This is a genomic window from Stenotrophomonas sp. B2, assembly GCF_014947095.1.
GTDB classification, from domain to species: domain Bacteria; phylum Pseudomonadota; class Gammaproteobacteria; order Xanthomonadales; family Xanthomonadaceae; genus Stenotrophomonas; species Stenotrophomonas maltophilia_P.
The window spans coordinates 125,747-147,749 of the sequence record NZ_JADCQA010000002.1; the positions used below are offsets into that span (position 1 = coordinate 125,747).

Genomic DNA, 22,003 nt, shown 5'->3' on the forward strand with positions numbered 1-22,003 from the left:
AGCGGTCTCCGGCTCAGCTGCGCAGCGTGGCCGGCAGCCACAGCGACAGGGCAGGGAAGAAGGTGACCACCAGCAGCACGCCCAGCGCAGCGAACCAGAACGGCCAGATGGTACGCATGCTCTGGCCCACGCTGATCTTGCCGATGGCGGTACCGATGAACAGCACCGAGCCCACCGGCGGTGTCACCAGGCCCAGGCCGCCGGTCAGCACCAGCACCAGCCCGAAGTGGATCGGATCGATGCCGTACGCGCGCGCCACCGGCAGGAAGATCGGCGTGCAGATCAGGATCATCGGTGCCAAGTCCATGAAGGTTCCCAGCAGCAACAGCATCACCACGATCATCAGCAGCACCATGAACTGGCTGTGCGCGAAGGACTGCAGGAAATCCACCGCCGCCGCCGGCACCTGCAGGTAGGCCAGCAGCCAGCCGAATACCGCAGCGGTGGCGATCACGAACAGGATCACGCCGGTGCTGCGTGCGGCGTGGACGACCGTGGCGAAGAACTCGCGCCAGCGCAGTTGCCGGTACAGCACCGTGGTCACCAGCAGTGCGTACACCACGGCGATCGCCGCGCTTTCCACCGCGGTGAAGATGCCAGCGCGGATGCCGACGAAGATCAGCGCGACCAGACCGAGGCCGGGCAGGGCGGAGATCATCCGCAGCATCACCGCGCGCCAGCCCGGGAACACCTCCACGCCATAGCCGCGGCGGCGCGCGACGACGTAGCCGGTGATCATCAATGCCAGCGTCATCAGCAATGCCGGAACGATACCCGCCGCGAACAGATCGGCGATCGAGAGGCCGCCACCGGCTGCGGCCGAGAACAGGATCAGGTTGTGCGAGGGCGGAACCAGCAGCGCGACCAGGGCGGCGGTGATGCTGACATTGACGGCGAAATCGCGGTCATAGCCGCGCTTGACCATCTGCGGAATCATCGTGCCACCCACCGCCGAGACATCCGCGATGGCCGAGCCGGAGACGCCGCCGAAGAACAGCGAAGACAGGATCGAAACCTGGCCCAGGCCACCACGCAGGCGCCCCACCAGCGAGGACGCCAGCGCGATCAGGCGCTCGGAGATGCCGCCGCGCATCATGATCTCGCCAGCGAAGATGAACAGTGGAATGGCGATCAGCGATGCAGACCCGGTACCTGCCGAAATCTGCTGGACCAGAACGATGGACGGGATGTCCAGGTAGAGCAGGGTGGCAAGGGCGGCCGCAGCCAGCGCGTAGGCCACCGGCACGCCCAGCAGCAGGAACACTGCGAACACCGAGAACAGAATGGCGATACCCATGGATCAACGATCTCCTTCAGCGTCATCGGCGGCAGCGTCTGCCGGCGTGGACTGCGTGGCCTTCCACGCACGGTTCAGCGCGAACACCACCATCAGCACGCCGCCCAGCGCCAGCGGCAGGTAGTTGATGCTCTGCGGAAGCTCGGCACCGGCGGTCTTGATGTCCAGGCCGTCGAGAAGAAGCTCGGCCGACCACACTGCGATGAACGCGCCCAGCACGGCCACTACCAGCTGCACCAGCACGTCCACAGCGCGGCGCAGCGCCGGCGCCATGTAGGCATGCAGCAGGAAGAAGCCGAAGTGGCGGTTGGTGTGCACGCCACAGGCCGCGCCCAGGCTCATCGCGGTGCTGAGCAGCAGCAGGGTCACCGGTTCGGTCCAGCTCGGGGAATCGTTGATCACATAGCGCGCGAAGACCTGCCAGCCCTGCACCACCACCAGCCCCAGCAGGGCCGCCACGGCGGTGTAGATGGCAATGTCGGCGACGCGGTCCAGCAGGCGCTGCCCGGGGCCGGGTGGGGAAAATGTCGTCGTTTCGGTCATGGCTGTGTCCTCAGGCTGCACCGCGGATGCGATCGACCAGCGCGGCGATTTCCGCGTGCTGCAGGTACTGCTGCAGCAGGGGCTGCGCGGCGGCGCGGAACGCCGGCATGTCGACCTCGTTGGCCTTCACGCCGTACGCCAGCACCGCGCGTCGTGCCGCATCCTCGGAGGCATCCCACTGGTCGCGCATCACCTTCACCGACGCACGTGCGGTCTCCAGCAGCAGCTGGCGGTCATCCGGCTGCAGCCGCTCGAAACTGGCGCGTGACATCAGCAGCACGTCCGGTGCATAGGAGTGATCGCTCTGCGACCAGTAGTGCGCAGCCTCGAAGTGACGGCTGGAGTGGAAGCTGCGCATGTTGTTCTCGGCACCGTCGATCATGTGCGTCTCCATGCCGGAGAACGTATCGCCCAGCGACATCGGCGTCGGGTTGGCGCCGAGCAGCCGCATCAGCTGGATGAAGATGTCCGATGATGCGACGCGCAGCTTCAGTCCGTGCAGGTCACCGGGCTGCGTGATCGGATGCCGGGTGTTGTAGAAGCAGCGCGCACCGGAATCGTAGATGGCCAGGCCGACCAGGTCGCGGCGTTCGAAGCCGCGCAGCACGGCATCGGCCACGCCGCCATCAAGCGCTGCCCGCTGATGCGCCACCGATTCGAACACGTAGGGCAGGCACAGCGCCTGGGTCAGCGGAAACGCGTTGTTCAGCGCGCCCGCATAGACACGGGTGATGTCGATGGCGCCGAAGCGGGCCATGTCGATCGCTTCGGACTCGCGGCCGAGCTGGCCCGAGTGGTACTGGCGCAGACGCAGGCGTCCCTGGGTCTCACGCTGCAGGGTCTCGCCGATCCACTTCACCGCTGTCACGGTGGGGTAATCGGCCACGTGCACATCGGTCGCCGTCAGCAGTTGGCCGCCGGCTGCGTCAGGGCCCGGCCCGCGGCCACAGGCGGCGAGCAGGGGAGTGGCAAGTGCAGTGGCGCCACCGGCCAGGAAATGTCGTCGTGTGATCATCTGCGCCCTCCCGCGCGTGTTCACTGGATCGTGCCGCGGCTTACCCGGCCGGCACGGCCCTGCAGGCAATCTCGCCGAAGCCGGCGAAGCGCACCAGCGCCGTTTGTCCTGCCTGGATGTCGTGGATGCCGGTCGCATTGCCGGTGGCGATCAGGTCGCCACGCCGCAGGGGCCGGCCGCGAAGCGCGGAACGGGACAACGCGAACGCGTACGCTGCGCGCAGGCCACCGGGCAGGCGGCTCGCGCCGCCGACCCCGACCACCTCACCCTCGATCAGGGTCTCGGCGCGCAACGCCGACTCATCGAGGGACGTCCAGTTGCCGATCTCCGGCCCCAGCACGAGGCCGTTGTTGTTGCCGAAGTCGGATACCACCACGCGCGGGCCCAGCTCGTTGATCGTTGCCAGCGGGCTGCTGGCAACCTCGACACCGAGGTACAGGCGGGCCGGCAACGCTTCAGCCTGTTCCGGCGACCAGTGCAGCTGGTCGGCGGGGGCATCCTCCAGCAGTTCCAGCACGTACTCGGCCTCGATCGCGGCGAAACCACCGACGAACACCGGGACATCCGTTGTTCCACCGGTAGCATTTTTGAGCTGAGGCTTGAAGATCGGGCCCAGCAGCCGTTCGTCCCCGGACGCATCGCGGCGTTCGGCAGCGATGTAGCCGACCTTCCAGCCGACCACCGGCTGGTTCCAGCGGGCGATGGCCAGGTCCTGGACCAGGTAGGCCGCGACCAGGTCCGCCGGGATGTCGCCCGGGAACGCCTTCAGTGCCTGGCCCGCAAGGCGTGCGGTGGTGAAGGCCTGGGCAATCGCGGCCGCATCGGCCGGCGGCGTGTGCCCATGTGTGCCGTGTTCGTTGCTCAAGAACGTCTCCCTCTGGCGTTGTTGCGCTGCCTATCGACAGCGTCTGCAGGACGTGTATATGGTAAACCGGTGTCATCACGCAAGCGGCAGCGCATCACGCCGTCTTTGCCGACGCCGCCAGCGCCCTGTCCTGTCCTGTTGGAGCCCCGTCAGTCATGCGTCTGCCCATCGTGTTGCTGTGCCTGTCCCTGCTGCTGCCGGCGGCGCCCGCCTGCGCGGTCGACACGTCGTTGCGCGAAGGCGAGCGTGTGGCCCAGGCGTTGCCCGGCGAGCAGCTGCCGTTGTGGCCGGCAGGCGCAGTGCCGGGCGAACCCGGCCCCGCACGTCCGACGCGGGTGGTCGAGCGCAGTGCGGACCCTGCACGCCCGGACCGCTACGCCGACCAGATCGACGCGCCCTCTCTGCAGGTGTACACACCCGCCCGGCCGAACGGCCGGGCCCTGCTGGTGATCCCCGGCGGCGGCTACCAGCGGGTGGTGATCGACAAGGAGGGCAGCGCGCTGGTTCCGTTCTGGGTGGACGGCGCCGGCTACACCCTGTTCGTCCTGCGCTACCGCCTGCCGCAGCCGGGGCGCGACCGCCAGGCCGCGCTTGCCGACGCGCAGCGCGCGCTGCGGGTGGTGCGCGACCAGGCGCGACGGCGCGGACTGGACGCGAACGATGTGGCGGTGATGGGCTTCTCGGCGGGCGGCCACGTCGCGGCGCGGCTGGCCACCGGCTTCGCCATCGCCGTCCATCCCGCACGGGATGACCTCGACCGGCTGAGCGCCCGCCCGAGCCGTGCCGTGCTGGTCTACCCGGTGATCGACATGGGCGCGCATGCGCACAGCGGCTCGCGTGCCCGCCTGCTGGGCGAGCATCCGGGTAGCTCGCTGCAGGCAGACTATTCGATGCAGCAGCGGGTACGCGGCGACATGCCGCCGACGCTGCTGGTCCACGCCGCCGACGACGCCGTGGTGTCGGTGCGCAACAGTGAACTCATGGCGCAGGCACTGGCAGGTGCGGGTGTCGAGCACGAACTGCACGTCTTCGCCCATGGCGGCCACGGCTTTGGCATGGACATCCCCGCGCGGTCGACGCTGGCACTCTGGCCGCTGCTCGCGCAACGCTGGCTGGGCCCTGCGGAGGACGCGCGATGAACGATGCGCCGGCCGACCTGCAGCGCCGGCGGTTCCTGCGTGACAGCGCCCGCTGGGCCCTGGCCACCGCGTCCGCTACGGCTGCCTTCACTGCATTGCCAACGCTGGCCAGCGTGCCGGGTGCCCGCGACGACCGCCTGCCATTGGCCCGGGTTCGTGGCGGGCGTGTGCGTGGCCAGCGCGAGCACGGGGTACTGGTGTTCCGTGGGCTTCGCTATGGTGCCGACACCGCTCAACACCGCTTCCAGCCGCCGCGGCATGAAGCTGCCTGGCGTGGCATCGCCGATGCACTGGAGTACGGTCCGGCCGCACCGCAGGGCGGCAGCGAAGGGCCCGGCAGCGAGGACTGCCTGTTCCTCAATGTGTGGACACCCGCGCTCGGCGACGGTGGACGCAGGCCGGTGCTGGTGTACGTGCACGGCGGTGGATTCAACAACGGGTCCGGCAGTGATCCGCTGTACGACGGCGCTGCGCTGTGCCGCCGCGGCGATGTGGTGGTGGTCACCCTCAATCATCGCCTCAACACGTTCGGCTATCTCTACCTGGGGGCGTTGGGCGATCCGCGCTACGCCGCCTCGGGCAACGTCGGCCAGCTCGACCTGGTACAGGCGCTGCAGTGGGTGCGGCAGCACGCGGCGGTCTTCGGTGGCGACGCGGCGAACATCACGGTGTTCGGGCAGTCCGGCGGGGGCGCCAAGATCGCCACGCTGATGGCGATGCCGGCGGCCCGAGGGCTGTTCCAGCGCGCGTGGACGATGAGTGGCCAGCAGGTCACCGCTGCCGGACCGCGCGCGGCCGCGCAGCGGGCTGCGATCGCGATGCAGGCCGTCGCTGCACGAGACGTGCAGGCACTGCTGGACCTGCCGGTCGACGTGCTGCTGGAAGCCACCCGTGCGCGTGATCCCTCGCGCGTGGAAAGCACGTCGCTGTACTTCGGCCCGGTGCTGGACGATGTGGTGCTGCCGGTGCATCCGTTCTGGCCACAGGCGCCGCAGCAGTCGGCGGCGATTCCGATGGTGATCGGCAACACCCGCGACGAGACCCGCGCGTTCCTCGGCAACGATCCCGCCAACTTCGCCCTGACCTGGGAAACACTGCCGGCACAGCTCGAACGACAGCAGTTCGTCGATCTGCGGCCGGAGACCGTGATCGCCGAGTATCGCCGCCTGTATCCGCACTACACGCCGTCCGAAGTGTTTTTTGCTGCAACCACGGCTGGCCGCAGCTGGCGCGGAGCGGTGGAGGAACTGGAAGCGCGGGCGCGCCAGCCCGCGGGTGCAGCACCGACCTGGGCGTACCAGCTGGATTGGGGGTCGCCGGTGGAGGAGGGGCGCCTGCGTGCTTTCCATACGCTGGACATCCCGCTGGTCTTTGACAACGCAGGGCTGCCGGGCGCGCGCACCGGGGGTGGCGATGATGCCCGTGCGCTGGCGGCGACCATGAGCGAGGCCTTGATCGCCTTCGCCCGCAGCGGCGACCCCAATCACGCCGGATTGTCGCAATGGGCCCCTTATACGCTGCCGCAACGGCGGACAATGCTGTTCGATCGCACCAGTCGCGCGGTTGACGATCCGCGCGCAGGCGAGCGCGCGCTCTACGGAAAAGTGCCTTTCGTGCAGCGCGGAACGCAGTGATGACACCGCAGCACAAACATTCTGTTAACTCCGCTCGGCTAGAGTCGGGTCATGGGAGACACGTTCACGCCACTGCCGTTCGCCGGCCGGGAGCGCCTGCTTGCCGCCATTGATGGTGCGGTAGCACTGGCGGATCCGCACGCGATCACCGAGGGCCTGCAGCGCGTGCTGCGTGATGCCATCACCGATCCTTCGATACAGCTGCCGCCGTGTGTACGGCGACCGGTGCGTGGTCACTACGCACGTCGTGAGCTGCACCGCAGCCGGACCCTGGGGTACAGCGTCATCGCCATGTGCTGGGGCCCGGGGCAGGGTACGCCGCTGCACGATCACGATGCGATGTGGTGCGTGGAAGGCGTCTGGCAGGGCGAACTGCTGGTCACGCCGTATGCGCTGCTGGAGCGGAAGGGCACTCGCCACCGCTTTGCCGCGCAGCCGACACTGTACGGCCAGCGCGGCAGCGCCGGCAGCCTGATTCCTCCGCATGAATACCACACGCTGCGCAATGCCAGCGATGCCGACGTGGCCGTGTCGCTGCACGTCTACCAGGGCGTGATGGAGCGCAGCGCGGTGTTCGAGCCGCTGGGCGATGACTGGTACCAGCGACGGGTGAAGCGTATGGAGACCGACGCGGCATAGCCCGCGCCGGCCGCCGCGTTCAGCGCGGCACGTCCACGACGTTGTTGAGCAGGGTCACTTCCTCGCCACCGTCAGCGAGGGCGACGCGCACGCGCAGGCCACCCTGATGACCGGCGGGGATCATCAGTGTCACGTGGGTGGTCTTCGGTTCCAGGTCATCGGGTGCCGCCATCGCGGGCACATCGGCACGCGCGATCTCACGGCCCGTGGTGTCTTCCAGGATCGCCACGCCCGCGCCGGTGGCCACGTGGCCCAGGCTGTGCACGGTCACCCGCACACGCTGGCCGTCCACCTGCACATCACCGCGGCCGACGCCCAGGTCGGCGCGTGTTTCCACCGGGCTGCCGGCGACGACGCGCTCGAACTCGAACAGTTCCGTGCGCCCGGGACGGAACTGCATCGGCACCGCGCGGCTGGTTTCCAGCCGCACCGTGCGCTCCGTCGGCGTGCCATCGATGCGTCCATCTCCATCGGCATCCACGCCGGCACGGATGCGCCACGTGCCGCTGGCAACGTTCCAGCCGGTCATGTCGGCACTGATGGTGCGGTTACCCAGATTGTGGCTGGTGATGGTGAAGCGCTCGCGCGAGGGCGCATGCACCAGCAGTGCAACCTGTTCGGCGGCACCGTCGCGATCGAAGCGCCAGCTGACCGTATGCCCGGGCCAGCTCTGGTTGCGCTTGAGCGCGATGCCCCCCAGCCGGGCGCGCTGCAGGAACTCGCTGGGTGCTTCCACGCGATCGGACCACCAGTGGCCCTCGGTGTTCATGTAGGCCCGCAGCACCTTTGCCTGCAGTCCTTCGGCATGCAGTGCATCGATGTACTTCAGGTCACCACTGGCCTGCCAGGCCATCAGGCTGGCGAAACCGGTCTTTCCGGCGTCGGCTTCGGCAGTCAGCTGCGGATACCAGTCCTGCTGGCGTCCCAGCACCTCGACGATGTTCTCGCCGAGATTGGCCAGCGCGCCCGGTCCCCCGCGTGCCACGCGATAGTCCAGCGCCTGCAGGTACTTCGCATCGCCGGTCCAGCGCCAGGCGGCCCAGAAGGTATGCAGCGTGTCGCCGCCGCCGGAACCGTCGTTGAGTTCACCGCCGCGGGTGGCGCCGGTGGCCCAGTGGATCTCGTTGGGCAGGGTGAAGCGTCCTTTCGCGTCCGTGCCGGCATGGGCGAGGTAGCTGTCGGCCAGGCCGGTCACCAGCCGGCGCCCGGTGGGATCGGCGTTGTACTGGCCCAGCAGGAACGCGGGGTGCAGCACCGGGAACGAATACGGCTTCTGCCATTGCCAGTTCGGTTCGCGGTAGATCCTGTTGCCGCCGAACCAGTTGCTGGAGAACAGCAGGTGTCCCTGCGGATTGGGCAGGATGATCCGCTCGTCGAATGCCTTGACCGTCTCCATCAGCCGTTCCAGCGTCAGCGGATCGCCCCAGTTGAGGTACAGCATCGCGCTGTTGGTGTTGATGCCCTCTTCGTAGGCATGCAGCTCATCGGTTTCGATGGTGCTCAGGCCGTTGCTGAACATGCCATTGCGATACACCGCATCGGACAGGGCGGTGAGCGAGGCATTGAGGCGGTCCGGCTGCACGCCCATCAGCGCCAGGCCCGGCCACTGCTGGGTGAGATCGGAATCATCGGAGATGCCGCCGCCGAAGTCGCCGTAGGGCACCTGGCGATGGTCGATCCACCAGTCGACGAAGCGACGCACCTGTGCGAGGTCCTGCACCTGGTGGAAGGCCCAGGCCGGCACACCGGCGGGCACCGCCGGTGCGGAGTAGGGCGGCCGGCCCTGGCTGTTGTAGCTGATGTAGTTCCAGTACTGCCGCCCCAGTGCGTGGTCCGGATCGACCCGCAGCAGGTCGCTCAGATCGGCGTAGACGCGCGCATACAGGCGCTGTCGCTTGGAGGTGGTGTGCTCCTCCACCAGGAATCCCCAGTTGTCGCGCACCTGGTTGAAGCGGTCGGCCACGTGCTCCTTCAGCGCTTCCGCGCGCGGCTTGAACACCAGCCGGATCTGCGCGCCATCGAGCGCCCGGGCATCGAAGCCGGGGGCGGCCGAGGCGATGCTCAACCACAGGCTGTCAGGGGTGAGGATGCGGTCGCGCAGGTCCAGCCACAGGGTGCGCTTCTGTCCCGGCTGCACCGAGACCGACACGTCGATCATGTCGCGCGCCGGCCAGATCGGGTCCTTGATGCGGATGTTGAGCGGAATCAGGCCTTCATGCGTGGCCGCCAGATCCAGCGCGGGAAGATCGATGGCAACGCCGTCCAGGCCGTCGTGCATGTTCTCCCAGCTGTAGGCCCAGCTGCGGATCAGCGGCTGGTCGGGCGGCGCATCGCCTACCCCGGAAGGAATGAGCACGTGCACGATCGGGCGCGGCTGCGCGGGCAGGGTACCGGCATCGCGGCGGCGTGAGCCGGCCCCCTTGGGCAGCGCCATCACCGTGCTGCGTTCGGCCTCGGGATAGCGACCGTCGATGTAGCGGCGCAGGGCATCCAGATTGGTGTAGTCCGGCAGCGCCTGGCTGTCGATCGTGTAGGTCTGCTTGACCGTGCCGTCCGGCTCGCTGCCCTCGCTCACGGCGTAGGCCCAGATTTCCTGGATCGGCGTTTCCTGCTCGACGTTGCTGAAGCGCAGCACGCCGCCGCTGAGGGACGGGATCGGATCGACGCTGCGCACCACGCCGCGCGGGCGGGTGAACAGGGTGCGGGTGGCGTGCGCGGCGTCGCTGCCATGTGCCAGCGTGCCGAAGGCCGCGCCGCGGATCTCGATGCGGTTGACCGTCTCGCCGTCCGGCAGCGTCAGGTCCAGGTGCTTTCCACCCTCCACGTAGGTGTTCCAGTCCGGCAGCTGGAAGTAGTCGTTGCGTCCGGGCAGCCGCGAGCGGTTGTAGACGCCGGGCCATGTGGTCTCGGCGATGCCGTCGGTGGCCTTCCACATCCACGCCTTCAGGTCGCGGGTGTCGGCGAATTCGACCTTGCGGATGCGGGTGGTCGGCGCGGTCAGCGCCGGTGGTGCGGTGCCGTCCCAGCCGAAGCGATGGCGCCAGGCACGCAGGCCTGCCTCGGGAACCTCGGCGGTGGTGGGCGTGACCCCACGGGCCAGCGCCGCCACGGCCGGTGCATCCAGCATGCGGTCATAGATGCGGATGTGCTGGAAATCGCTGCCGCGCAGGAAGTTGTAACGGCTCTGTACCTGGTACGGTGCCATCACCCGACCGGCCAGGCCAAGCTGGTCCAGCGCGGCATCGTAGTCGCCGGTGGTCTGCGCGCGGGCCACTTCGCGTCCATCGATGAACAGGCGTACACCCTGGTCCTCGTCCCAGGCGAAGGCCAGATGCAGCCACTGGTCCGCGCGTGGCGGCGTGTCCATGCGGAACGAGACGCGGGTGCGGGCAAGATTGGCATCGGTGACGAACGCATCGAAACCGTGGCCGTTCCAGTCGATGCGCAGCCACGCCATGTCCCAGCTGCTGTGATCGGCATAGCCGACGCGGAAGATCACGAACGGGGCTTCGCCCACCGCGTACCGCGCACGCCAATCGAACGCCAGGGTGCCGCGCTGGGCCAGGATGTTGCCCGGTGCATCCCACGCCAGGACGCCATCGTCCTGCCATTGGATGGCCTTGCCGCGTACACCGTCATCGACCACCGCCACCCTGTCGCGGAAGTTCGGTATCGCCTCGCCGTGCGCCACGGTGGCCTGCAGGCCCTGGTTGGCGTCGACGTGGAACAGCAGGGTTGGGCCATCGGCAGCTGTCGCAGGGCCAGCAGCCAGGGCCACTGCCAGCAGCAGGCAGCGGGACAGGGTCGAGCGATGCGGCATCAGATGTTTCCTTTCAACGGGCGACAGCCGGCGTAGGGCCGCCGGACCGTAGCAAGGCCACGCCGCCACGGCACCTTGCGGCGCAGCAGCGGTCGTGGCGAACGGCGATGCACCGGTCGGCGCATCGCCGGCGCTGCTCAGAACTTGTAGCGCACGCCGAGCAGGAACTGACGGCCGGTCTCGGTGTACTGCAACGGCAGGCGGCCGGTCGCGGGCGAATACACCCACTCATCGGACGCTTCGTTGGTCAGGTTCACCCCTTCCAGGCTCAGTTCCAGCTGGTCACTGATCCGGTAACGGACCGACGCATCGATGACCGTGGTACCGGTCATGCCGTGGTAACCGTCCAGATTGAAGCCGGTTTCCTGGCCCGGCACCTGGGTCAGGTAGTCGTCGCGGTTGGTGGCCGAGATGCGCCCGGAGAAGGTGGTGCCTTCGTAGAACAGGGTCGCGTTCCACGAGGTGTTGGACAGGCCCAGCAGATCGTTCTTCATCACCGGCTGACCGGCCGAGTTGATGTACTGGATCTTCGAATCCACCCAGGTGTAGTTCAGCTGCAGACCGAGGTTGGCCCACTTGCCCGGCAGGAAGGTGAAGGGTTGGGTGTAGTTCGCTTCTGCGCCGAACAGCTCGCCACCCGGGGTGTTGACCGGACGGGTGAAGGTGAACTCATCGGTCGGCGATGCGCCGGTGCCGATCAGCAGTTCGGCAGGCAGGCCGCTGTCGGTGTACGGCCGATTCTCGCGCAGCGTCTGTACGGAGGTTTCGATGTCCTTGTAGAACAGGCCAAGGCCGGCCATGGCGCCTTCGGCGAAGTACCACTCGAAACTCAGATCGACATTGGTCGCGCGGGTCGGATCCAGGTTGGGGTTGCCGCTGGAGATGGTGCGTGCGCCACCGGCCACGGCCACAGTGGCACCCGGCGTCAGGCTGCCCAGGCCGGGTCGGGTCATCACCTTGGCCGCACCCAGGCGGATCAGGAAATCGGGGGTGACTTCGGCAACCAGGTTGAACGAGGGCAGGGTGTCGTCGTAGGTGCGGGTGGCGGTGGTGGACGTGGTGCCACTGGCCAGCGTCGACAGCCCGGTGGAGGACTGCTTGGTGCGCACATAGCGTACGCCGACGTTGCCGGACAGCGGCAGCGAGCCGATCTCGGTGGAGAACTCACCCATCAGGTAGGCACCGCGATCCTTCTCTTCCACGCTGCGCACGTTGTTGGCGCGCGGTGCGACGGCGTAGATGCCGCTGTTGCTGTAGATGTCGAACTGATCGGCGACGGCGTCCAGATCCGGCACCACCCAGTTCGAGGGATTGCCGCTGATGCCCTTCAGGCCGGCCTGCGTGGTCATGTCCACCGGAACGATCCTGCTGCCATCGGCGAAGGTGGGCACGGCCAGCTCGCTGCCACGGCGCAGTTCGGTGGTCTTGAACGTGTAGTCCTTGGCCAGCACGCCACCCTTGAGGCGGAAGCCGGGGCTGATGTTCCAGTTGAAGTCGATCTGGCCGGTATCGAAATCATTGTCCACGTACTGCGGTCGCAGGCGGATCTCCGCCAGTTCCCAGCCGTTGGGATCGGTGGGATCGATGCCGTAGTTGAGGATCGGCGAGCGGTTGTTGCCCCGGTAGTCGTAGCTGTAGCCGTCGACGTCGTACTTGTCCATGATGATGGTGGTCTGCACCGGGTTCTCATGCCGGGACCGCGAGACCCCCAGCTTGCCGGACAGGGTGAAGTCGTCGCTGAAGCGGTGCTGGCCGTTGAGGCTGATCTGCTTGAACTCGGTGCTCCACTCGTCGTGGCGGTTCTCGCTGCGGATGTCGACGTTGTCGAACTCGCCGTAGACCAGCGCGTTGTTCTCGATGACGCCGTTCCTGACGATCATCGACGGCTTGCCGGCCAGGCGTGGCTGGCTGGTGTTGGCACCGCGGCTGAAGGAAATCGCCTCGATGTAGTGCTCGTCGCGGGTGGCATCGATTTTCGAGTACAGCGCGTCCAGCGAGATCTCGGTCGCGTCGCTGGGCTTCCACTGCAGCGTACCGGTCACGCCCAGGCGCTTCTGCTCATGTTCCATCTGCACGTAGCGCGGGAAGCGCGGGTGGTAGACGTCGGCACTGCGCGCGGCGGTGAACGGGGACGAGGCACTGAAGTTGCCGTTGCTCGGGCCGTTGGCCCAGCGGCCCGTGTTGGAGCCCTCCTCCAGCGCCTGGCGCTCGGAGTAGGCCACCGACAGCAGGGCGCCGAACGTACCGTCGGCGAAGATGTTCGACACCAGCGCGGCCATGCGCGGGTCGGCCTTCTCCGCCATCGCGTTGTAGCCGGCCTGGCCGCTGGCGGCGAAGGTGAAGCCGTCATAGTCGAACGGCCTCGCCGTGCGCAGATCGACGGTGGCGCCCAGCGAGCCTTCTTCGACATCGGCCGAAGCGGTCTTGCGCACCACCAGCTGCGAGAACAGGTCGGAGGCGAAGACATTGAAGTCGAAGCCACGGCCGCGGTTGGTACCACCGCTCTGGTCACCGGCGCCGACGGTGGTCAGCGCCTCCATGCCGTTGATGCGCACGCGGGTGAAATCCGGGCCGAGGCCGCGCACCGAGATGTTGCGGCCCTCGCCGGCCTCGCGGGTGATGACCACACCCGGGATGCGCTGCAACGACTCGGCCAGGTTCAGATCCGGGAACTTGCCGATGTCCTCGGCGACGATGGCGTCGACCACGCCGGCCTCGCCACGCTTGATGTCCAGCGCCTTCTCCACGCTGGCGCGGTAGCCGGTGACGGTGACCGTATCCAGGTCCGTGGCGCCGGCGGCGCTGCTCTGCTGCTGGGCGGTCGCATTGGCCGCCAGGGCCAGTCCGACGGCCATAGCGAGCAAGGTAACCGGTGTCTTTTTTTGGTGGTTCCGAGACTGCATGCCTTTCCCCTCTCCCAAAGGTCTGGTGCTGCGGCTGTTTCAGCGTGATGACACCGCTGGTCAGAGCGGACGTTAGCAGCACGTCCCGGATCCGGCATCTTGCACCGCAACAGATCTGAAATGTCTCCAAGAGGCTTGCAGGACAATGCTTCCGTCAGTTCCTACGGGTGCGTGGGGCGCATCGGAAGGCTAGAATGACACCGATGGCCAAACGCCGCGCCGACGCGTGGTACACATTCACGCCGTGCAGTTTCACATGCTGGCGGCAAGCGGGGAGGAGTGGAGATGGGGCGTATCGTATGTTTCGGGGAACTGCTGCTGCGGCTCGGCGCGCCCGGTCGCGAGCTGCTGCTGCAGTCGCCGCAGCTGCAGGTGCACGTGGGCGGGGCGGAAGCAAACGTGGGTGTCTCGCTGTCCCGATTCGGACATGACGTGGCCATGGTCAGCACGGTGCCCGGCAATGCCCTGGGGGCGCACGCACTGGGTGAACTGCGCCGCCATGGCGTCGATACGCGGGCGGTGCGCGAGGTGGCGGACGGTCGCATGGGCCTGTACTTCCTCACCACCGGCGCGGTGCAACGTGCCAGCGAGGTGGTGTACGACCGGGCCGATTCAGCCTTCGCGCGCAGCACTGCAGCCGATCATGACTGGCCGGCGCTGCTGCAGGGCACGGACTGGCTGCACCTGTCCGGCGTCAGCCCTGCGCTGGGGCCGCAGGTGGCCGAGGCGACGCTGGCGGCGGCATGCGCCGCGCGTGCCAGTGGCGTGCGCGTTTCCTTCGACGGCAATTTCCGGCCCACGCTGTGGCAGCGCTGGGGCGGCGACGCGCAGGCGATCCTGCATGCCCTGTTCGACCAGGCTGACATTGTGTTCGCCGACTACCGCGATATCGAAGTGATCCTGGGCCAGCGCTTTACCCAGGCCGGCGCCGTGGAGCGCGTGGACGCTGCCGCAGCGGCGGCATTCGCCGCGTTCCCGCGGCTGCAATGGCTGGCATGCACGCAACGGCAGGCGCTGAGCGTGGACCATCATGCGCTGGGCGCCCTGCTGCTGGGCCGTGAGGGCGTGCGTGCGCAGGCGCCCGTGCGGCAGCTGACCGGCATCATCGATCGCATCGGCGGCGGCGATGCCTTCGCGGCAGGCATCCTGCATGGCATCCTGTCAGGCTTCGATGCCGACGCCACCGTGCGTTTCGGCCTGGCTGCCGGCGGACTGAAGCATTCCATCCCCGGCGATTTCAATCCTGTCAGCGAAGCTGACGTGCTGGCCCAGATGGGCGAGGAGCGATTCGATGTCCGGCGCTGATCCGCGCGTTCGCGCGGTACTGAAACTGGCACCGGTGATTCCGGTGTTCACCCCCGATGATGTCGACGATGCCGTGCAGGTGGCGCAGGCGCTGTTCCGGGGCGGTCTGCCGGTGATCGAGGTCACCCTGCGCACACCCCGTGCGATGGATGCCATCCGGGCAATGGTCGAGGCCGTACCCGACGCGGTGGTGGGGGCCGGAACGGTGCTGACGCCTTCGCAGATGGAGGCGGCCAGGGCCGCAGGTGCGCGCTTCGCGGTGTCGCCGGGCGCAACGCCGACGCTGTACGCGGCCGCGCGCGATGCCGACCTGCCGTATCTGCCGGGCGTGGCCACGGGGTCCGAGCTGATCCTTGGCCTCGAGCATGGCCTGGATACCTTCAAGTTCTTCCCCGCGGTGCAGGCCGGCGGCGCGGCACTGCTGGCGGCCTGGCACGGCCCCTTCGCCGACGTGCGCTTCTGCCCGACCGGTGGCATCAGCGCCCAGACCGCGGCGCAGTTCCTGCACCTGCCGAACGTGCTGTGCGTGGGCGGTTCATGGCTGACCACGGCGGCCTTGCTGCAGACCCGCGACTGGGGCGCGATCGAACGCCTGGCACGCGAGGCGTCCGTGCTGGCGGGCTGAACCGGCAGGCAATCTCCCAGGATTTGATCGGGATCAAAGCGCCGGCCTCGTGCCGGCGTCACTCTGTCTGCAAGCGCACGACGGAGGAAAACCCATGAACAGAACCATGAAGGCCGCTGTCGTTCGCGAGTTCGGCAGCCCACTGGTCATCGAGGAAGTTCCGGTACCGCGCCCGGGGGCGGGCGAGGTGCTGGTCAGGATCGAAGCCTGCGGTGTCTGCCACACCGACCTGCACGCCGCCGAGGGCGACTGGCCGGTGAAACCGGACCCGCCGTTCATCCCCGGCCACGAGGGCGTGGGGCACATCGTGGCCGTGGGCGGCGGGGTCGGGCATGTCAAGGAAGGCGACAGGGTCGGCATCCCCTGGTTGTACTCGGCGTGTGGCCATTGCGAACACTGCCTGGGCGGCTGGGAAACGCTGTGCGAGACGCAGCGCAACACCGGCTACTCGGTCAACGGCGGCTTCGCCGAGTTCGCACTGGCCGATGCCAACTATGTCGGCCTGCTTCCGAAGGAGGTGGGCTTCGTCGAGATCGCGCCGGTGCTGTGCGCCGGCGTGACGGTCTACAAGGGCCTGAAGGTGACGGACACGAAGCCCGGTGACTGGGTGGCGATCTCCGGCATCGGTGGCCTGGGCCACATGGCGGTGCAGTACGCGCGTGCGATGGGCCTGAACGTGGCTGCCATCGACGTGGAGGACAGCAAGCTGGCACTCGCGCGGCGGCTGGGCGCGCAGGTCACGGTCAACGCGCGCACGACCGATCCGGCAGCATTCCTGAAGAAGGAGATCGGTGGCGCACACGGAGCGCTGGTCACCGCGGTATCGCCCAAGGCCTTCGAGCAGGCGCTGGGCATGGTCCGGCGGGGCGGCACGGTCTCGCTCAACGGACTGCCACCGGGCAACTTCCCGCTGGACATCTTCGGCATGGTCCTCAATGGCGTGACGGTGCGCGGTTCGATCGTCGGCACGCGGCTGGATCTGCAGGAGTCGCTGCAGTTCGCCGCCGAGGGCAAGGTCGCGGCCACGGTCAGCACCGACCGCCTGGAGAACATCAACGACGTGTTCGCACGCATGCGCGCGGGCACCATCGACGGGCGCGTGGTACTGGACATGGCCGCCTGACACCCGTGCATGGCCGCCGCGGCCCGGCACCCTCTCCCACGGGTGCGGCGGTCATGCCGATCGATGCGCGCCCGGCGCAGCTGCGCAGGTGGTCAGCGCTGTGACCCAGCGCGCCGGGCGGCAGCCGTCGCCCAGCGCGCCGCCACCACCGGAGCCGTGATGCACACCGCCTGGTCGGTCACCGTGGTCACCGCGCGTTCCAGCAGCTGGATGTCTGCCTCGTGCTGGCGTGCCACGTGCGGGTCCTCGAAGAAGATGGCGCGCTGGCAACGGCCCTCCAGCACGCGGTCGGCGATCTGTGCGTCGCCGCCCATCGGTCCGCTCTGGTAGCGCGTCACCCAGGGCGTGTCGCTGGGCCAGCCGCGGCTCCATGCCAGCTCGTTGAGGCGCTGACCGGTGGTCCCGGTCGCCACCCGCTCGCCGAAGCGTGCCAGCACGTCGAAGTGCTCGTCGGCGAAGGCGAGCATCGCCGGCTTCATCGCATCGTGCGCGATCAGTGCCAGGGTCTGGGTACCGAAGGCATGCAGATCGTCGGCACCGGCGTCGGCCTGCAGGCCGGCGTGCACGCGCTCCACCTCGATCCAGTCGCGTGCGGTGGCGACCGTGGAAATGAAAGGTTTGCCGTGGATCACGCACTGCCGCTTGAGCGCGGTCGCTTCGGGAAACACCGAGGACGGATCGACCGGATCGATCAGATAGATGGCACCGTCGAGCGTGCGCTGCGGGCCCATGCCGACCACCTCGGCGACCAGCTTCATCAGCCCGCCCTCGCGGCCGTAGGGATAGCGATGGAGGCCGGCATAGCCGTCGAGGAAGCCGTGGCGTCCGATCGCATCATGGGTGCGGCCGACAGCGTGCAGCGTGATGCCCAGTTCGCGCAGGCCCGGTTCGCAGGCACGCAGCCAGCGGAACAGGGCGGCGCGCGCATCCTGGTGGTGGAGCCGGTTGGCGGCCAGGCCGATACGCATCGAACGCTCCGTGGGCTGGTAGAAGCGGCAGTTTATGTCGCGAATGGCCAATTCTGCGCGCTTTGCAACTTTCCTCATTGTTGCTGTGCCGTGCGTCGCTAGCGTGGCAGGCAGAGCGGTACCGCTGCGCGGCCGTCGTCTCCGCCTGCGATTCGAGGATGCCCATCGTGAATGCCGCCGGCCCTGCGGCCGCATCCATTGCACGCTCCTGCCCGTGGCTGCGATCCCGCATCGTGCTGCCTGCCCTGTTGCTGTGGCCCATGATCACGCGGGCCGACGGGTGCGACATGCCCCTGGTCGTGGCCTGGCCCAGTGACCGCCCGCCACTGTCCTTCAGCGCGCAGGGCCAGCCCGGCGGCCTGGTTGCCGACTACCTGCGGCGGCTGGGCGAGCAGATCGCGCTGCGTCCACATCCGCTTCCCGCCGCGGCCGGCGCGGTCGGGGCGCTGCCGGCCGGTACCCAGGCCGTGCTGGGATGGCCGCGCGAGCAGGTGCCCGACGGCTGGGTCGTGAGCAGGCCCTACCTGCAGCTGTCACAGGTGATCGTGCGCCGTCGCAACGACACGCCACTGCAGGGACTGGGCGGTCTGCGCGGCCGCCGCGTCGCCAGCCTCGACACGGTGCCACTGGCGGCCCACCTGCGTGAGCAGGCGCCGGGCGCATGGCTGCTGCAGGTCGACGCGCTCGATCATGCGCTGCAGCTGCTGGCCATCGGCCAGGTCGACGCGGTAGTTGCCACGTTGGCCGAAGTGGAAGCCGCATTGCGCAGGCCCGGCAGCGATGCCCTGGTGATCGCCGCGCCGGCCGGCTTCGATGATGCCTGGGTGCTGGCGGCTGCGCCGGCCTGTGCGGCCACCGTCGCCGCCTTCGACACCGTGCTGCAGGAACTGGACGACGTGCAGCGCGACGCGCTCCGTGCGACGTGGGCGCCCAGCGGAGCACGCGCGCCGCCCGCACGGTCGCCGTTGCGCTGGCTGGTGCCGGTGCTGCTGGTCGCGCTGGCGCTGATCCTGGTGTATGCCTTCGGCTACTGGAGGCTGCATCGCGAAAGCAGCCAGCGCCGCGCGCTGGAACAGCGACTGCAGGAAGTGACCGCCAACCTGCCTGCGGTGGTCTACCGGGCGCGCCGCAGCGGCGAGGGCGACTACAGCCTGCCGCTGGTCGCCGGCGACGTGCAGTCGCTGTTCGGCATGAGTCTGGACAGTGTGCGGCTGGACCATCGCCGGCTCATGGCGGCGGTGCATGTCGACGATCGCAAGCCGGTGCTGGATCATCTGGAAGCCGCAGCGCGGGCCCGTGCGCCGATCGACATCACCTTCCGCACGCTGGGTCCCCATGGCTGGCGCTGGATCCGTTCGCATGGCAGGCCGTTGCCGGGCGAGAGCGACGACATCGAGTGGAGTGGCTACTGGATGGACGTCAGCCAGGCGCAGGCACGCACCCGTGCCCTGGCCGGGGCACGCCATCAGGCCGAAGAGACTGCAGCGGCGAAGACGCACTTCCTGGCCACCATGAGCCACCAGATCCGCACACCGATGAGCACGCTGCTGGGCATGCTCGAATGCCTGGCGGACAGCCCCCTGGACCCGTGCCAGCGGCAGGTCCTGTCCACCGTCGATGTGGCCGCGCAGATGCTGCGGCAGATTCTCGATGATGTGCTCGACAGTCATCGGTTGCAGGCGCTGCCGTTGCAGCTGCGTGCCACCGACATGGGTGCGCTGGCCACGGCCGTGCAGCAGCTGCTGGCACCGATGGCGGCCAGCCGTGCGTTGCACCTGCGGTGCGTGCTTGATCCTGCGCTGCAGCGGTGGCTGCTGGCCGATGGCCTGCGCGTGCGCCAGGTCCTGTTCAACCTGGTGGGCAACGCACTGAAGTTCACCCTGCACGGAGGTGTGGAACTGCGGCTGCGGGTGCTGCGGACGCAGGCGGCAGGACAATGCCTGCGCCTGCAGGTGAGCGACAGTGGCGTAGGCATCAGTCCCGAGCGGCAGCAGGCCGTGTTCGCCGATTACATCCAGGCCGAGCCGTCGACGGGGCGCCGGTTCGGCGGCAGCGGCCTGGGCCTGGCCATCTGCCGGGACCTGGTGGCCTCGATGGGCGGCGAGCTGCAGCTGCAAAGCTCGCCGGGCAAGGGCACGCGCATCTGGTTCGACCTGGAGTTCGCCAGCTGCCTGGCGCCACTGGAGGCGGTGCCGGCCATGGCCGAGGTGGTCGCGCGACTGCCTGCGGCACGGGTGCTGGTGGCCGAGGACCACCCGACCAACCTGCAACTGCTGGTGCAGCGGCTGCGCGAGCTGGGCCTGCAGGTGCACGCCACTGCCGATGGCCTGCAGGCGCTGGCGGCATGGCGGGCGCAGGGCTTCGATGTTGTCGTTACCGATTGCCACATGCCCGGCATGGACGGGTTCGCGCTGGCGCGTGCGATCCGCGAAGACCCCTGCCCTTCGCGTGCACGGGTGCCGATCATCGCGCTGACGGCCAGCGTGCTGGAGAGCACGCGCGAGGCCTGTCGTGCCGCCGGCATCGACCGGTTCCTGGCCAAGCCGGTCGACACCCAGGGGTTGCGCGCGACGCTGGCCGACGTACTGCCGGCAATGGAACCCGGCTCAGTTGGACAGTAGACGGACGATGCTGGCAGCGGCGTCGCGGCCTTCAGCCACAGCGGTTACCACCAGGTCGGCGCCGCGTACCGCATCACCGCCGGCGAACAGGCGCGGATGCGCGGTCTGGAAGGGCAGCCGGTCCTTGCCGCCGGCAACGATGCGACCGTTCGCCTGGCCCTGCACACCGTGTTCGGCCAGCCAGGCCGGAACGCTCGGCGCGAAACCGAAGGCGATGATGACCACGTCCGCCTCCAGCAGCGACTCGCTGCCCTCGATCGGCACCGCGTTGCGGCGTCCCTGGGCGTCGGCCTCACCCAACCGGGTTTCAACCACGGTCACGCCGATCGCTTCGTCGTCGGCGCCGGCCTCGATCGACAGCGGCTGCCGGTTGAACAGGAAGCGCACGCCTTCCTCGCGCGCATTGGCGACTTCACGCGCGCTGCCGGGCATGTTGGCCTCGTCGCGACGGTACGCGCAGGTGACCTTGGCTGCGCCGAGCCGCACCGCGCTGCGCACGCAGTCCATGCCGGTGTCGCCGCCGCCGAGCACGACCACGCGCTTGCCGTTGAGGTCGGGCAGGGCGATCTGGTCCTCCCAGCCGGCGATCGGTCGACCCTGCGGGTCATCGCCGCCGACGATGCGGCTGTTCTGCACCAGGAACGGCAGGGCCGGCAGCACCCCCTTCAGGTCCTGGCCCGGCAGGCCGCCGTCGGTGTAGCGGTAGGCCCCGGTGCCGACGAACACCGCGTCGTGGCTGTCCAGCAGCTGCTGCACGCTGATGTCGCGGCCGATCTCCACGCCCAGGCGGAACTGCACGCCCATCCCTTCGAGCACCTCGCGGCGACGATGGATGACGTCCTTGTCCAGCTTGAAGCTGGGGATGCCGAACTGCAGCAGGCCGCCGATCTGCTCGTAGCGGTCGTACACCACGGCGGTGATGCCGGCCCGGGCCAGGCGATCGGCACAGGCCAGACCCGCCGGACCGGCACCGATCACCGCCACGCTGTGGCCGGTGGGCTGCACGGCACCCAGGTCCGGACGCCAGCCGCTGGCGAGTGCTGTATCGACGATGTACTTCTCCACCGCACCGATGGTCACCGCACCGAATTCCTCCAGGGTGCAGCTGCCTTCGCACAGGCGATCCTGCGGGCAGACCCGGCCGCACACTTCCGGCAGCGGATTGGTGCTGTGGCACAGCGTGGCGGCCTCGTGGATGCGGTTCTCCTGCACCAGCTGCAGCCACTGTGGAATGGCGTTGTGTACCGGGCATTTCCAGCTGCAGTAAGGGTTGCCGCAGTCCAGGCAGCGCCCGGCCTGGTACTGCGCATCCTCCTTGCCGAACTTTCCGTACAGCTCGCCCCAGTCGCCGGAGGTGCGCAGTTCAACCGGAATGCGCTGCGGCATGGTGCGGGGCAGATCGAGGAACTGGAAGGCGTGCTTGCGGCTCATGGCGGGCTCTGTGATTTCGATGGCCGGCCAGAGGCCGGCACTACTGCGGTGAGGGAGCAGGCGCGCGCCGGTTGC

15 protein-coding genes are annotated in these 22,003 nt (G+C 68.5%); 7 read left to right on the forward strand and 8 right to left on the reverse strand.

From position 1 onward, the window contains the following. Positions 1-13: 13 nt before the first annotated feature. From IMX13_RS02600 to IMX13_RS02615, 4 genes are read right to left on the reverse strand one after another with little or no spacing between them, the layout of a single operon-like run. Positions 14-1,297 (reverse strand): TRAP transporter large permease, encoded by a 1,284-nt coding sequence (locus IMX13_RS02600; RefSeq protein WP_053516013.1) that lies wholly within the window; start codon positions 1,295-1,297, stop codon positions 14-16. A 3-nt stretch (positions 1,298-1,300) separates the two neighbouring features. Next, positions 1,301-1,840 (reverse strand): TRAP transporter small permease, encoded by a 540-nt coding sequence (locus IMX13_RS02605; protein WP_053516012.1) that lies wholly within the window; start codon positions 1,838-1,840, stop codon positions 1,301-1,303. Between the two features lie 10 nt (positions 1,841-1,850). After that, positions 1,851-2,855: a TRAP transporter substrate-binding protein gene (locus tag IMX13_RS02610; protein ID WP_065182105.1), complete on the reverse strand. Its 1,005-nt coding sequence runs from the start codon at positions 2,853-2,855 to the stop codon at positions 1,851-1,853. Positions 2,856-2,895: 40 nt separating this feature from the next. Beyond that, positions 2,896-3,720, reverse strand: coding sequence for a 2-keto-4-pentenoate hydratase (locus tag IMX13_RS02615; protein WP_180876176.1), 825 nt, complete (start codon positions 3,718-3,720; stop codon positions 2,896-2,898). A 173-nt stretch (positions 3,721-3,893) separates the two neighbouring features. Here IMX13_RS02615 and IMX13_RS02620 point away from each other — a divergent pair, with 173 nt between their 5' ends. Genes IMX13_RS02620 through IMX13_RS02630 form a run of 3 tightly spaced genes read left to right on the forward strand, consistent with a single transcriptional unit; the run spans position 3,894 to position 7,132 of the window. Then, entirely contained in the window at positions 3,894-4,859 is a 966-nt protein-coding gene (locus IMX13_RS02620; RefSeq protein ID WP_227255256.1) for an alpha/beta hydrolase, read from the forward strand. After that, positions 4,856-6,493, forward strand: a complete 1,638-nt coding sequence (locus tag IMX13_RS02625) for a carboxylesterase family protein (RefSeq protein WP_193395698.1) — start codon at positions 4,856-4,858, stop codon at positions 6,491-6,493. Before IMX13_RS02620 ends, IMX13_RS02625 begins: the two co-directional genes overlap by 4 nt. 51 nt (positions 6,494-6,544) lie before the next feature. Next, the gene (locus IMX13_RS02630; protein WP_053516003.1) at positions 6,545-7,132 is read left to right on the forward strand and encodes a cysteine dioxygenase family protein; all 588 of its coding nucleotides are present in this window, start codon (positions 6,545-6,547) and stop codon (positions 7,130-7,132) included. Positions 7,133-7,151: 19 nt separating this feature from the next. On the opposite strand, the gene IMX13_RS02635 is transcribed toward IMX13_RS02630, so the two are convergent. Both IMX13_RS02635 and IMX13_RS02640 read right to left on the reverse strand, forming a co-directional pair. After that, complete coding sequence (locus tag IMX13_RS02635; RefSeq protein WP_193395699.1) at positions 7,152-10,952, reverse strand: LamG-like jellyroll fold domain-containing protein; 3,801 nt, start codon at positions 10,950-10,952, stop codon at positions 7,152-7,154. 137 nt (positions 10,953-11,089) lie between these two features. After that, entirely contained in the window at positions 11,090-13,855 is a 2,766-nt protein-coding gene (locus tag IMX13_RS02640; protein WP_053515999.1) for a TonB-dependent receptor, read from the reverse strand. A 279-nt stretch (positions 13,856-14,134) separates the two neighbouring features. On the opposite strand from IMX13_RS02640, the gene IMX13_RS02645 reads away from it, so the two are divergent. The 3 genes from IMX13_RS02645 to adhP all read left to right on the forward strand — a co-directional run bounded on the left by IMX13_RS02645 (position 14,135) and on the right by adhP (position 16,908). Continuing rightward, positions 14,135-15,160: a sugar kinase gene (locus tag IMX13_RS02645; protein ID WP_319637160.1), complete on the forward strand. Its 1,026-nt coding sequence runs from the start codon at positions 14,135-14,137 to the stop codon at positions 15,158-15,160. Further along, positions 15,147-15,785, forward strand: coding sequence for a bifunctional 4-hydroxy-2-oxoglutarate aldolase/2-dehydro-3-deoxy-phosphogluconate aldolase (gene eda / locus IMX13_RS02650; protein ID WP_164151510.1), 639 nt, complete (start codon positions 15,147-15,149; stop codon positions 15,783-15,785). Before IMX13_RS02645 ends, eda begins: the two co-directional genes overlap by 14 nt. A 94-nt stretch (positions 15,786-15,879) precedes the next feature. Continuing rightward, positions 15,880-16,908 (forward strand): alcohol dehydrogenase AdhP, encoded by a 1,029-nt coding sequence (gene adhP, locus IMX13_RS02655; protein ID WP_065174106.1) that lies wholly within the window; start codon positions 15,880-15,882, stop codon positions 16,906-16,908. A gap of 92 nt (positions 16,909-17,000) precedes the next feature. On the opposite strand, the gene IMX13_RS02660 is transcribed toward adhP, so the two are convergent. Next, entirely contained in the window at positions 17,001-17,876 is an 876-nt protein-coding gene (locus tag IMX13_RS02660; protein ID WP_065174107.1) for a methylglyoxal synthase, read from the reverse strand. 287 nt (positions 17,877-18,163) lie between these two features. On the opposite strand from IMX13_RS02660, the gene IMX13_RS02665 reads away from it, so the two are divergent. Next, complete coding sequence (locus IMX13_RS02665) at positions 18,164-20,497, forward strand: ATP-binding protein (protein ID WP_227255243.1); 2,334 nt, start codon at positions 18,164-18,166, stop codon at positions 20,495-20,497. On the opposite strand, the gene IMX13_RS02670 is transcribed toward IMX13_RS02665, so the two are convergent. Continuing rightward, a complete protein-coding gene (locus IMX13_RS02670) occupies positions 20,483-21,928 on the reverse strand; it encodes an FAD-dependent oxidoreductase (protein ID WP_065182099.1) in 1,446 nt (481 codons plus the stop codon). The two genes, IMX13_RS02665 and IMX13_RS02670, sit on opposite strands and share 15 nt — an antisense overlap. Between the last annotated feature and the right edge of the window lie 75 nt (positions 21,929-22,003).

Excerpts from the sequence above, each read along its gene's own strand:
- IMX13_RS02640 (WP_053515999.1), bottom strand. The coding sequence starts at position 13,855 with ATGCAGTCTCGGAACCACCAAAAAAAGACACCGGTTACCTTGCTCGCT.
- IMX13_RS02630 (WP_053516003.1), top strand. The coding sequence starts at position 6,545 with ATGGGAGACACGTTCACGCCACTGCCGTTCGCCGGCCGGGAGCGCCTG.
- IMX13_RS02670 (WP_065182099.1), bottom strand. The coding sequence starts at position 21,928 with ATGAGCCGCAAGCACGCCTTCCAGTTCCTCGATCTGCCCCGCACCATG.
- IMX13_RS02600 (WP_053516013.1), bottom strand. The coding sequence starts at position 1,297 with ATGGGTATCGCCATTCTGTTCTCGGTGTTCGCAGTGTTCCTGCTGCTG.
- IMX13_RS02635 (WP_193395699.1), bottom strand. The coding sequence starts at position 10,952 with ATGCCGCATCGCTCGACCCTGTCCCGCTGCCTGCTGCTGGCAGTGGCC.
- IMX13_RS02625 (WP_193395698.1), top strand. The coding sequence starts at position 4,856 with ATGAACGATGCGCCGGCCGACCTGCAGCGCCGGCGGTTCCTGCGTGAC.
- IMX13_RS02605 (WP_053516012.1), bottom strand. The coding sequence starts at position 1,840 with ATGACCGAAACGACGACATTTTCCCCACCCGGCCCCGGGCAGCGCCTG.
- IMX13_RS02665 (WP_227255243.1), top strand. The coding sequence starts at position 18,164 with ATGCCCCTGGTCGTGGCCTGGCCCAGTGACCGCCCGCCACTGTCCTTC.
- IMX13_RS02610 (WP_065182105.1), bottom strand. The coding sequence starts at position 2,855 with ATGATCACACGACGACATTTCCTGGCCGGTGGCGCCACTGCACTTGCC.
- eda (WP_164151510.1), top strand. The coding sequence starts at position 15,147 with ATGTCCGGCGCTGATCCGCGCGTTCGCGCGGTACTGAAACTGGCACCG.
- IMX13_RS02660 (WP_065174107.1), bottom strand. The coding sequence starts at position 17,876 with ATGCGTATCGGCCTGGCCGCCAACCGGCTCCACCACCAGGATGCGCGC.
- adhP (WP_065174106.1), top strand. The coding sequence starts at position 15,880 with ATGAACAGAACCATGAAGGCCGCTGTCGTTCGCGAGTTCGGCAGCCCA.